12 protein-coding genes and 1 other annotated feature (1 of these 13 only partly in view) are annotated in these 12526 nt (G+C 46.8%); of the genes, 3 read left to right on the top strand and 9 right to left on the bottom strand.

All coding sequences use genetic code 11. The features are described 5' to 3' along the window. Positions 1-24: 24 nt before the first annotated feature. Positions 25-495, bottom strand: coding sequence for a regulatory protein RecX (locus CWC33_RS09850; protein ID WP_100691777.1), 471 nt, complete (start codon positions 493-495; stop codon positions 25-27). Between the two features lie 53 nt (positions 496-548). Here CWC33_RS09850 and CWC33_RS09845 point away from each other — a divergent pair, with 53 nt between their 5' ends. Together CWC33_RS09845 and CWC33_RS09840 are read left to right on the top strand one after the other, a co-directional pair. Continuing rightward, positions 549-1268, top strand: coding sequence for an SIMPL domain-containing protein (locus tag CWC33_RS09845; RefSeq protein ID WP_100691776.1), 720 nt, complete (start codon positions 549-551; stop codon positions 1266-1268). A 77-nt stretch (positions 1269-1345) separates the two neighbouring features. Then, positions 1346-3172, top strand: a complete 1827-nt coding sequence (locus CWC33_RS09840; protein ID WP_100692323.1) for a tetratricopeptide repeat-containing diguanylate cyclase — start codon at positions 1346-1348, stop codon at positions 3170-3172. On the opposite strand, the gene CWC33_RS09835 is transcribed toward CWC33_RS09840, so the two are convergent. From CWC33_RS09835 to CWC33_RS09800, 8 genes are all read right to left on the bottom strand, one after another. After that, positions 3143-4204, bottom strand: a complete 1062-nt coding sequence (locus CWC33_RS09835; protein WP_100691775.1) for an agmatine deiminase family protein — start codon at positions 4202-4204, stop codon at positions 3143-3145. The two genes, CWC33_RS09840 and CWC33_RS09835, sit on opposite strands and share 30 nt — an antisense overlap. Beyond that, positions 4204-5061, bottom strand: a complete 858-nt coding sequence (rluB, locus tag CWC33_RS09830) for a 23S rRNA pseudouridine(2605) synthase RluB (protein ID WP_100691774.1) — start codon at positions 5059-5061, stop codon at positions 4204-4206. The genes CWC33_RS09835 and rluB overlap by 1 nt, the downstream gene beginning before the upstream one ends. A 2-nt stretch (positions 5062-5063) precedes the next feature. Next, positions 5064-5633, bottom strand: coding sequence for an SMC-Scp complex subunit ScpB (gene scpB, locus CWC33_RS09825; RefSeq protein ID WP_100691773.1), 570 nt, complete (start codon positions 5631-5633; stop codon positions 5064-5066). After that, on the bottom strand, positions 5614-6429 hold the full coding sequence (locus CWC33_RS09820; protein ID WP_100691772.1) for a segregation and condensation protein A: 816 nt from the start codon (positions 6427-6429) through the stop codon (positions 5614-5616). Before CWC33_RS09820 ends, scpB begins: the two co-directional genes overlap by 20 nt. Before the next feature lie 10 nt (positions 6430-6439). Then, entirely contained in the window at positions 6440-7063 is a 624-nt protein-coding gene (locus CWC33_RS09815; protein WP_058578797.1) for an L-threonylcarbamoyladenylate synthase, read from the bottom strand. Between the two features lie 18 nt (positions 7064-7081). After that, positions 7082-7909, bottom strand: a complete 828-nt coding sequence (locus CWC33_RS09810; protein ID WP_100691771.1) for a PHP domain-containing protein — start codon at positions 7907-7909, stop codon at positions 7082-7084. After that, positions 7909-9930, bottom strand: coding sequence for an NADPH-dependent 2,4-dienoyl-CoA reductase (locus CWC33_RS09805; RefSeq protein ID WP_100691770.1), 2022 nt, complete (start codon positions 9928-9930; stop codon positions 7909-7911). Before CWC33_RS09805 ends, CWC33_RS09810 begins: the two co-directional genes overlap by 1 nt. A gap of 70 nt (positions 9931-10000) precedes the next feature. Next, a complete protein-coding gene (locus CWC33_RS09800) occupies positions 10001-10699 on the bottom strand; it encodes a hypothetical protein (protein WP_232709786.1) in 699 nt (232 codons plus the stop codon). Between the two features lie 148 nt (positions 10700-10847). On the opposite strand from CWC33_RS09800, the gene CWC33_RS09795 reads away from it, so the two are divergent. Further along, positions 10848-12383, top strand: a complete 1536-nt coding sequence (locus tag CWC33_RS09795) for a S10 family peptidase (protein ID WP_100691769.1) — start codon at positions 10848-10850, stop codon at positions 12381-12383. 116 nt (positions 12384-12499) lie between these two features. Continuing rightward, positions 12500-12526, top strand: a sequence feature (Trp leader region) (it continues 78 nt past the right edge of the window).

The raw sequence follows: 12526 nt of genomic DNA, 5'->3' as shown, positions 1-12526 counted from the left end.
ATTATCACGAAGTCATTGCTCAGCCTAGCTCTCTGGTCGATTGACACAAGCAAATATTTGCTCTGAGTTAAAGCCTCGTTGCTGCAAAAAGCGCACTTGTTTCATCCATTGTTTTTGATCTTTCGGTGGTTCATCGCCAAAACGACGCTCCTTCAATTCAGAGCACAAACTAAACCAGTCTATTTCCATTTCTTCCAATAGCCGCTCGACAAGCTCTATCGACAACCCTTTTTGCTGGGTAGCTTGCGCCAGAATTTTAAGCCGCCCTTGCTTTTGAGACACCTTTTCACGTATAAAGATTTCGGCAAACCGCTCGTCGCTTTGCCAGCCCTTTTCTTTAAAGTCCGCCAATATCTCGTCCACCATTTTAGTGGGCCAGCGCTTTTGAATTAGCTTTCGTTGTAGCTCCTGATAGCTATGTTCACGGCGACCTAACAGGCGAAACACCGAGTCTCGCAGTGCGTTTTCATCATATTCTTCTGAACTTTCACCCATGACCTATACTCCATAGCTAAGCGTTATGGGAATTCTAAACAGGGACACTAATCATGACCAAGAGTTACTTAAAATCAAGCGTTCTTTCGGTTTGTCTGTTAGTTCTTACAGCCGGATTCCACCAAGTCACTCAAGCAGCAGAGCAGCGTATCACGGCAACTGGCAATGGCAGCGTCAACGCGGTGCCAGATTTAATGCGAGTGACGTTTTGGGTTGAGGAGCGTGGCAATAAGCTCAGCTCACAAAAGACGGTGGTCGACAATACCACTGAACGCCTATTAAGCGATTTATTAAAAAAAGACGTAGCCGAAAAAGACATCCAGTCTTATCAGCTGCAAATATACCCTCAGTACGAACAGGACTCTGACGGTAAAACCAAACAAAGTGGCTTTATCGTGCGACGAGAAATAAAGGTCACTCTCCGTAACCCTGAAAACTATGACAACGTGATTGATTTAGCATTGTCTCGGGGCGTCACCCGGGTTGGACAAATTCAGTTTGAAATTAGTAACCAACAGGCGCTTTATCAGCAAGCACTCATTCAGGCCTATAAACAGGCACAAATGAAATCGGAGCAGTTGGCTGAAACCGCTGGTCTTGCTCTCACCGGAACGTTAAGCATTACCGAGCGCTCAATTTCACGCCCTTTCATGATGCAAATGGCAGAAGCTAGCGTTCGCTCGGACAAAGTGTCGCTGCCGGGTCAACAAACAATAGAGGCATCCGTTGAGGTCGTTTTTTCTGTCAAAAACGTACAAAATAAAAGCAACTAACCAATTGCGTCGATCACTCAGTCGGGTAGAATGCTTAAAACATTCTATTAACAGAAAAATATCTATTGGTTTCTAAGTTGCGGTTCACCTACGTCGTATTGTTGTTACTGTCGTTGCCACTCTTTGCACAAGAGTGGCAACAGCAGCGCATTGACGCAAGCAGTAATCCAAATGAGTGGATAACGAAAACAAGCCAGTGGATAAACCAATATGATCAGAATCGTCAATTTGACAAGCTTGCACTAGCCTATGCACTGCAATCAGAGGCTTATCGTTATTCAGGTAATGAAACCAAGCTCATTGAGACAGTAAAAGAAGGCTTGCGCTTCGCCAAACTGGCAGACTCCAACATTGCATCCGCTCTCCTTCGTATTAACCAAACTTGGTATCACCTCCAACGAGGTCAATTGCAGCAAGCTAACGCTAGCGTGATTTATGCCATTGAGCATGCAAAAGCGTCTGGGAATGAAGACTTATTCATTGAAGCAGAAATTCTCCACGCTCAGGTCATGCAAAATGCAGGGGACATTGCTCAGGCTCTAGAAATTCTCGAAGAACTCAACCGAGACGCCAATAGCTCAATTCCCAAGCTACAAGTCGAGTTCCACTCGCTTATTGGTATTATTTACACCGATGTGGGCGCTTATGATATTGCTATCGAGCACACAAAAGATGCGCTTGAAATAAGCAAAAAACATTTAGGCCAATGGGATGTTTCTGTTCTTCAATACAATCTTGCCCGAATTTATCAGCAAGCAGGTATATTTCCAAAAGCAAAAGAGCACTTTGAGAAAGCACTCGCCATAAGTCATGAAATTAACGATGAGCTAGGGGTGGCTTACGCCATGTTCAGGCTCGGTACACTGGAATTAGAAGAGCAGCACTACGAACGTGCTATTGAAAACTTTGAACAAGCATTACCCCAATTCAAAGCAGCTGGTGCTCACCCGATGGAAGCAGAGACCCGTCTCAGTAAAATTTCAGTCTATTTAGCAACTAAGCAGTTGAAAAGCGCCAAACAAGAATTACAAGCAGCAACATCACTTATCAATACACTTGATAGCCAAGAACTCAGCCAACGTATTGAAAGTCAATGGTCTCTTTACTATGAGCAAACCGAGCAGTTTCAGCAAGCTCTCGAGCACTACAAGCGCTCCGTTGATGAAATGAAAGCGGTGCAAAAAAGTCGTCAGGACAAGCAAGTACAGGAGATTTTAGTTCGTCTCGAAATTAAAGAGCAGGAAACAACGAATCAACTACTCCAAAAAGAGAACCAATTGCAGCAACTCGCATTGCAGGAGCAAAAAACCTCTTATTATTTACTTGTTTGGATAATTATTTCCGCAATATTGTTAGTTGTTGTAATTTCAGCGTTCCTAATACAACAGTGGCGAGCGCATAAAAATTTCGCCGCACTTGCGCTCAAAGATGACTTAACCCAAGCCCCGAACCGAAGAGCCATTGTACAGCGCTGCAAAAATGAACTGGAGCAGTCTCATACTCAAAATCGCAGCCTTGCTCTAGCCGTTATTGATTTTGACTACTTTAAAAGTATCAACGATAAATTTGGCCACGATGCGGGGGACCATGTTCTTCAGCGCTTTGCTGAAGTTGCAGAAGACAGTCTTCGTGAACAAGATGGTTTTGGTCGCTTAGGCGGTGAGGAGTGGTTACTGCTCTTCCTTGATGCCTCCAAAGAAGACGCCGAACGAATCTTCAACCGGCTCCAGGATGGGCTGAATAGCGAGCCGATTGAAGGAATCCCAGAGGACTATCAAATCACCTTTAGCATGGGCTTTACTGAGGCGCAGCCCGGTGACTCCTTTGATGATCTATACAAACGTGCTGATGATGTGCTTTATGAGGCGAAAAAATCAGGGCGCCAACGTTTGGTCATTGCGTAAGCCCGCAAGATTGTGACTAATGCAGTGCAATCCACCACCGCCAAGCACCAATTCCCGAGCCGGTGCACTCAGTACCGTTTTATCACCAACCGCTTTTCGTATTACCGACAATGCTTCAGCGTCTGAAGGTAAGTCAAATTCGGGCACGATTACAACAGAGTCTGTCTGAAGCACATTAATATAACTGCATAGTAAAGGAACCTCTTCGGTTCTATTTAAACTGGTTTGGAGCTGCTCCAGATCGTCGCGCTCGCCAGTAGTAGGTCGTTGTGGTTTAGGTAACGGAACCGGCACTTTCCGAATAGAATCCGGCAGCTGTTTGACAAACTCCGCTATTCGCATACAAGTCTTATAGTCAGGGTGCCTACTGTCGCTGGTTGCGGCATAGATAAGGGTGTTTTCATTAAGAAACAACGCCATATTATCCATATGGCCATGGGTTTCATCGGCTACCAGCGCTCCTTCAAAGAAATACAGGGATTCGCCCGAAAAGTAGTCCGTTAACTTACTCTTAATAGCTTCTTTCGAGAAGCTAGCATTACGCTGCATGATGCTGGACAAGCTAACCAACCAAGTACCCTCACCATTATGCGTAAAAGCCCCACCTTCGCTAATCAGCGCTTGTGTCGATAACGGACGCCTTAATTTTGAGGAAACTTGCGACGCTAAGCTTTTATCAAACTGCACCGCTGACTGCACACCGCCCCAGCCATCAAATTGAAAGACACAACCAGACGTTTCTTCATTCTGATAAAGCCATAGCGGCAACGTATCACGTAGCCAAATATCATCGTATCGCTCCATGGTAACAGAACAATATTCATTCAGCCCGGTTGGTATAGAGTCCAGGTAGTCCGGGTGAACCAGTAATGTGACAGGGGTATAGTGACTGACCAGACGCACTAACTCAGCAATAATTTCGCGAGCAGGCACCGCATTATCTCGCCAAACGTCTTTACGATAAGGCCACGCTAATAATAAACGTTGATTACCAGAGAAATCTGCTAACCAACGCTTTGCAGAGCCCTTCATTATTTGCGACGCTTATCAGTCTTCTTATGTTGACGATGTTTTGCTGTTGCCCGGCGTATTTTGGCAAATTTTCGCTGTCTGGACTCCTGGTGCCGCGGATCGATAAATGAACGCTCTTCAGGCGGCAGTTTCACTTGCTTCCTCAACACATTCACCTGCTCCAGCGGCATTTCCGACCAGCCACCTTGCGGTAATCCCTGCTCAAGCGGAATATCACCGTAGCGAACACGAATAAGGCGACTCACCTGAACTTCCTGTGATTCCCACAAACGGCGCACTTCACGATTACGACCTTCGCTAATGGTTACGTGGAACCAGCGGTTCATGCCATCACCACCGGCAGGCTTTATCGAATTAAAGTGCGCTGGGCCGTCTTCTAACTGTACGCCCTTTTTAAGACGACTTATCATTTTATCGTCGACTTCACCGAAAATACGTACAGCGTATTCACGCTCAACCTGCTGGCTAGGATGCATTAACCGATTAGCTAATTCACCATCGGTAGTAAATAACAGTAAGCCCGAAGTATTAACATCCAACCTGCCAACGGCAACCCAACGTGCGCCGCTCATGCGCGGTAAACGATCATATACCGTAGGGCGCCCTTCTGGATCTTTGCGCGTACACAATTCGCCTTCGGGCTTGTGGTACATCAAAACCCGGCAGATAACCTCTTCTTCAGGCTTTATTTCAACTTCATGACCATCTATACGAACTTTTGCGTCTGCATCAACTCGCTCGCCCAGCTGTGCGACCATTCCGTTGACACGAATGCGTCCAGCCGCAATTTTGGCTTCAATTTCTCGTCTGGAACCATGTCCTGAGCGGGCTAATACCTTTTGTAACTTTTCGGTCATTCTTACTGTTCTCTCTCGTTAATCGCTGTCTCAGCGGTACGTTCATCGTCTTCATCAAGCGTATCGATATCCGGTAATTCGGATAAATCGCTTAAATTAAAATCATCTAAAAACTCTTTTGTACTGGCATACAGTTGTGGACGTCCCGGCACTTCTTTGTGGCCCACCACTTTTATCCAGTTTCGTTCCTGTAGTGTCTTAATAATATTACTACTGACACTAACCCCACGAATTTGTTCGATTTCCCCACGCGTAATGGGTTGCCTGTAGACAATCAGTGCCAGCGTTTCCAACAAGGCCTGAGAATACTTTTGTGGTTTTTCCTGCCATAACGACGCTAAGCGTTGCCCCAATTCTGCACGCGTCTGGAATCGATAACCAGAGGCGACTTTGACTAACTCAATACCGCGCTCCTGATAATCCGCTTGCAAGTCTTTCAACAACGCTTTAACCGTAGCCAATGAGGCTTCACCTTCACTCAACAACAGTTGATAAAGCTGTTCCGCCGATAATGGCTGTGGATGGGCAAACAACGCCGCTTCTATTAGTTGCTTAAGCTGTAACGGATTCATCCTGCTGACGATTTCTCAAGCTGATACGAATATCACTCATGGGTTCAACTTGTGACAATTCTACCATTGATTCCTTCACAAGTTCTAAAATTGCTAAAAAACTGACCACTGCGCCCGCACGTCCCTCTGAACGTTTGAACAACTGACTGAAGGCAACGTACTTTTTTTCTGACAACAGCTCAATAACCTGACTCATTCGTTGACGGGTCGACAGCTGCTCACGTTGAATATGATGATGGGCATTGAGTTCAACCTGCTGCAACACCCGGCTAAACGCAAGCGTTAAGTCTTCGATGGTTACTTCGGGTGGTGGTGTTATCACATGCTCGCGCGCATCAGTTGCCACTTCGCTTAATAAAATATCCCGACCAACCTGCGGTTGTCCGTCAATATACTCCGCCCCTTCGCGTATCGCCTCATACTCCTTTAAGCGCCGCACCAGCTCTGCTCGCGGATCTTCCTCTTCATCATCTTCCTGCGGTGGCTTCGGCAACAGCAATCGGCTTTTAATTTCCGCCAATATCGCCGCCATCACCAAATAGTCCGCCGCCAACTCCAGCTTCAGCTCTTTCATCATTTCCACGTACTCAACGTACTGTCGGGTAATGGTCAAAATGGGCATATCGACAATATCGAGCTTTTGCTTGCGAATTAAGTACAACAGCAAGTCCATAGGGCCACTGAAAGAGTCCAAAATCACTTCCAGTGCGTCGGGAGGAATGTAGAGATCTTCCGGTTTTTCAATAACCGGCTCACCACGAACAAACCCCAGTGGTAACGACTGTTGTTCAGCCATTTAATTCGCCTTAAAAGTCAAATGGTTCTGTCTCACCAGAGCCTTCACGACGTATCACCGGCGCTCCTTCTGACAGATCAACAACCGTAGTCGGTTGTTCCCCTAAGTGACCGCCATCAACAATTAAGTCGACTAATTTCTCAAGTTTATCGCGAATTTCTTCAGGGTCAGACTCTGCCAGTTCCCCATCCCCGAGAATAAGACTGGTCGACATTAACGGCTCATTAAGTTCTTCTAAAAGCGCCATTGCAATGCGGTTGGTTGGTACACGAATGCCAATGGTTTTCCGTTTTGGGTTCAACAGACGCTTGGGCACCTCTTTCGTGCCTTTTAAAATGAAGGTGTATGGTCCCGGCGTGTTGTTTTTCAGTAAGCGGAACGCATCGTTGTCGACGCGGGCATAAGTTGATAATTCCGAGAGATCACGGCACATCAACGTAAAGTTGTGCTCTTTATCGATATCGCGAATTCGACAAATACGGTCGGCAGCGGCCTTATCACCAATTTGGCAACCAATGGCGTAGCCTGAGTCGGTTGGGTAAACCACCACCCCGCTCTGGCGAATAATTTGTACGGCTTGCTGAATTAGACGCGCCTGAGGATTTTCCGGATGAATTTCAAAAAATTGACTCATAACCTACCCCAACCTTTTCTAGTGTGACCAATGCTCCCATATTGGCACACAGTCGGCTGGCAGACAAAGGTTTTTACCGAGCTCACGCCAATTACCCGGGTAATGAAAATCAGAGCCCTGAGACGCTTTTAAACCATATTCCTGACTCATTTTAGCAAGCGTATCACGGTGTCCGGGCGATTGCTGACTCAAGCTGACTTCCATGCCATCAAGCCCCCATTCTTTGCCTTCTATCAGCAAACGACGCAGCCATTTATTCGACATTTTGTACGCATGAGGATGCGCCAGCACTGCCTGACCACCCGCCTTATGAATGGCTTCAATAGCCTCCGGAATGTCGCACCACTGCGGGGTAACATAGGCGCTGTTGCCTTTGCCAATATAATGATCAAAGGCCTTTTGTGGATGGCTGACAATGCCTTTTGCAACCATTGTATCAGCGATATGTTTGCGAGTTGGCATACCATCGGCGTTGCATTCTTCGGCCGACAACATAACACCGCGTTTTTCCAATTTTTCTAAAATCGCAGTGAAGCGTTCCTGACGGCGTTGCTGTTGTTGCGCCAGCAAACCTTTTAAATGTTCGTCGTCAGGGTCAAAATTCAAACCAACAATATGAATTTCAAAACTTTCCCAGCGGCAGCTAATTTCCACGCCGTTAATAAACTGAAGCGGCAACTGTTCTTTTTCGATCAGTGCTTTCGCCTCAGCTATCCCTTCAATGCAGTCATGATCGGTTAACGCCAGTACATCAACGTTGTACTCACAGGCACGGTGCAGTAGCTCTTTGACCGATAAAGAGCCGTCTGAGTGAGTACTATGACAATGCAGGTCATATAAAGTCATTAAAGCCTTGCCGCTAGTTCTGTTCCCTGGCGAATGGCTCGCTTAGCATCAAGCTCAGCTGCAACATCAGCACCACCAATTAAATGTACTGACTGACCGGCCGCTTCCAGGGCGTCGTGAAGTTCACGCTGAGACACCTGACCGGCACAAATAACAATGTTATCGACTTCCAGTAACTGCTTCTCGCCATCGCGCTCTATTTCAATGCCTTCCGGCACAATGCGATGATAAGTGACGCCGTTCCACATATTCACGGACTTGCTCTTCAATTCGTTACGATGCACCCAACCAGAGGTTTTACCTAAGCCTTTACCAACTTTGCTTTCTTTACGTTGCAACAGCCAGACTTGGCGCGGACTTGGTTCAGGCTGCTGAGGCTTTAAGCCGCCCCGGTTACTGTAGTCTTTGTCTATACCCCAACGCTCGGACCATTCTTTTTCGTCCAGCGTCAGCGACTTGTCCGTCGTTAAATATTCGGACACATCAAAACCAATACCGCCGGCACCAATAACCGCTACTTTTTTACCGACGGTTTTGTGATCACGCAGCACATCTAAGTAACCCAGTACATGCGGCAAATCAACACCCGGAATATCAACCTGACGCGGGCTGACGCCGGTTGCCAGAACCACATCATCATATTTTTCTGCCAGCAGGCCTTCACAAGTCTGCTCTTTTCCAAGCTTCAAATTAACACCGGTATCTTCAATACGGTGTTTGAAGTAACGCAGCGTTTCATAAAACTCTTCTTTGCCCGGAATTTGTTTCGCGTAATTAAATTGACCGCCAATTTCCGCAGCTTTGTCATATAAGTCAACTTGGTGCCCCCGCTCTGCCGCATTGCAAGCAAAGGCTAAGCCTGCGGGTCCCGCGCCAATAACGGCAAGGCGCTTTTTCTTCTCTGCTGGCTTCATCACCAACTCCTGCTCATAGCAGGCCCTTGGATTTACCAGGCAGGACGCTCGTTTATTTTCAAACACATGATCCAGACACGCCTGATTACAGGCAATGCAGGTATTAATGCGCTCGGACTGGCCTTGCTCTGCTTTATTCACAAACTCCGGATCAGCCAGTAAAGGTCGTGCCATCGACACCATGTCGGCCTGATTGCTTTCCAGAATATGCTCAGCAATTTCTGGGGTATTAATACGGTTAACGGCAACAACAGGTACAGACAATTCTCGGCGCACGCGCTCGGTTATCCAGCTGAAAGCGCCCCGTGGCACTGAGGTGACAATGGTCGGGACACGAGCTTCGTGCCAGCCAATACCGGTATTAATAATGGTCACCCCCGCCTGTTCTAACAGCTTACCCAGCTTTAATACTTCGTCCAGCTGATGCCCGTCTTCCACCAAGTCCAGCATCGACAAGCGGAAAATAATAATCGACTTTTCACCCACGGCCGCGCGCACGGCTTTAACAATTTCTAATGGGAAGCGCATACGGTTTTCAAAGCTACCGCCCCAATCGTCCGTGCGTTTGTTCGTTCTTGGACACAAAAACTGGTTAATCAGATAACCTTCTGACCCCATAATTTCAACACCATCATACCCCGCTTTTTGAGCTAGCTTAGCGCCACGCGCATAGTGTTTAATGGTTTTTAAAATCTGCCGCTCGGACATTGCTTTAGGTTTAAAAGGATTAATAGGCGCTTTTATTGCGCTCGGCGCTAGCGAAAACGGATGATAACTGTAACGACCAGCATGCAGCAGCTGCAGACAGATTTTACTACCGTATTTATGCACCGCATCGTTCACCTGACGGTGTTTTCCCACGTGCCAGGGCTTGGACATTTCACTGCCAAAAGGCGCCAGCCGACCGCGGAAGTTTGGACTAATACCGCCGGTGACAATCAGCCCGACACCACCTTTAGCACGCTCTTCATAAAAGCTGGCTAATTTACTAAAGCCATTTTTTTCTTCTTCCAGGCCTGTATGCATTGACCCCATCAACACTCGGTTCTTTAATGTTGTGAAACCAAGATCCAGGGGTTTTAGTAAATTTGGGTATGAATTTGCCACGCCAACCTCTTATTTTAAACGGGTGTTTAATTTTTCCTAACTGTACTTCGTAAACCCGTTTAACTCAAGTTTAGAACGCCATAGCTTCACGCAATAAGAACCTCGAAAGCGCCATACTATCTACCTGCAAGCTTGAGTTGCCCCTACGCACTTGTTCAATTACTTGATCGAGAATTGGCCAGAGAAGCTCTTTCACCTGGGCATCAGGGTCTTGCATTGACTGTAAGTCGGTTAACGCCAATTCATCCACGTGAACACTGAGAATCGGCTCACCTTTATCAAACAAATTAATAGTGACATTGTCCATCACCCATTCATCGACTTGCCAGCGAAGCGGCACTGAGTTGATTTTTTGCACCTTCATACCACTCATTTGCTTTAAAAACTCATGCAAATTTGAGCGCCCGGTACCATAATAAGAAACCGTTAGCTGCGCGTCGGACACTGCGATTTTAGAGATATCGACACGACTACTGCCTAGCGCCTGCCAGTCTCCTGTTAAAACAAGCTGTTTCGCTAGCAATAGCTGATTCTCCGGCTCTGACAATTCGTCAACACGAGTCGCCAGGCGTACTTTGTTCGCCGTCAGACCATCCGTCAATGAATTGACCTGTAATTCACCGACGTCTAAATCAGCGTTTAACTGCTCTGACGCCATCGTTTGTAAGCCATCTTTCATTGCGTCGGACAGGCTTTGGGCAGACGCTGCTATACTGGTCATTGATAATAAAAAGCCAAAGACCGCAGTCACTAACTTGTTGTTCATCATAGTTAACCTCTGAAATCCAATCTTTTAAAACCAGACTAAAAACGAGAGTCCAGTCGCAGGAATAAACCCAATAATCGCATAACCTTTGACTCTTTAAAGTAATTATTTGTTAATCTGAAGCGACATTATAAAAATGGAGAACAATCTCATGCGAAAGGGTCTTGCTCTTATTGCCACTTTGTCACTGATGGGCTGCTCAGTAGTATCAGCACCTGTTGTTGCCGAAGAAAGCTCAACCAACCATAAACGCATGCTGCCGGTCGACACCGAGGTCGTTACCGAACATAGCGTTGAAATTAATGGCGAAACTGTTGACTACACTGCCACTGCGGGCACTCAGCCTGTCTGGGACGAGGAAGGTAACCCAACGGCTTCATTATTCTATACGTATTATGAGCGCCAGGACGTCGACAACCGTGAATCACGCCCAATTGTTTACTCGTTCAATGGTGGCCCCGGATCTGCGTCAGTCTGGATGCACATCGCCTACACGGGACCCAAAGTCTTAAACCTAAGCGACGAAGGTTATCCAGTGCAGCCTTACGGCGTACAAGATAACCCCCACTCCATTCTCGACGTAGCTGACATTGTTTTCATTAACCCGGTCAATACCGGTTACTCGCGCGTTCTGCCCAATGAAAAAGGCGAAATGCCGTCACGCGAGAAGCAAAAGGACATGTTCTTTGGCGTTAATGCCGACATTAAGTATTTAGCCGAATGGATGAACACTTTTACGTCTCGTATGGATCGCTGGCGCTCACCAAAGTATTTGATCGGTGAAAGTTACGGCACAACACGCGTTTCTGGTCTTGCACTGGAGCTGCAAAACAGCCAGTGGATGTACCTCAACGGCGTTATTCTTGTATCGCCAACCGATATTGGTATTGACCGCGATGGCCCGGTAAAACAAGCCAACCAACTGCCATACTTTGCAGCCGCAGCCTGGTATCACGATGCACTGCCAGATGCTTTACAAAATAAAGACCTGGAAGAAATGCTTCCGGAAGTGGAGCGCTTTGCACTTGAACAGTATCTGCCTGCACTAGCGAAAGGCGCTATGCTAACCGGTGAAGCCCGCGAGCAAATGGCTGAGCGTGTAGCCTATTACTCAGGTTTGTCGAAACAAGCGGTACTGGATAATAACCTAGCGCCAAGCACTTGGTACTTCTGGAAAGAACTACTGCGTGACCGCGACCGCACTATTGGCCGCCTAGATTCGCGTTATTTGGGCTTAGATGAAAAACGTGCTGGCGACCGCCCTGACTACAATGCTGAACTCACGTCATGGTTGCACTCTTTCACCCCAGCCATTAATTACTATCTGAGTGAAGAGCTCAACTTTGAGACCGACATCAAATACAATATGTTTGGTCCGGTTCATCCGTGGGATCGCTCAAACAACAACACCGGTAAACAGTTACGTCAAGCCATGGCGCAAAACCCTTATCTGAATGTTTTAATTCAGTCAGGCTACTTTGATGGTGCGACTAACTACTTCGATGCGAAGTACAACATGTGGCATTTAGACCCAAGTGCGCAAATGAGTGACCGTATTGACTTTAAAGGCTACCGCAGCGGCCACATGATGTACTTGCGTCGTGCCGACTTAGAAAAAGCCAATAACGACTTGCGCGAATTTATTCGTCAGTCTGATTCTAATGGTCAGCCTGCTGAATATAAGTAATTATTTGCATACACAAGTCAAAACAACTGTTGACAGACTTTCGCTCAAGCGTTAGTTTGTCAGCATTAACGCAAATTAAGAGAGCTATACAACTTATGTTTTTACGTACAACAACCCAACATTGGTGGTGGCACTTCCCGAAC

It is taken from the genome of Idiomarina sp. X4 (genome assembly GCF_002808045.1).
In the GTDB taxonomy this organism is placed as follows: domain Bacteria; phylum Pseudomonadota; class Gammaproteobacteria; order Enterobacterales; family Alteromonadaceae; genus Idiomarina.
This window is presented reverse-complemented; position numbering and strand designations above follow the sequence as displayed.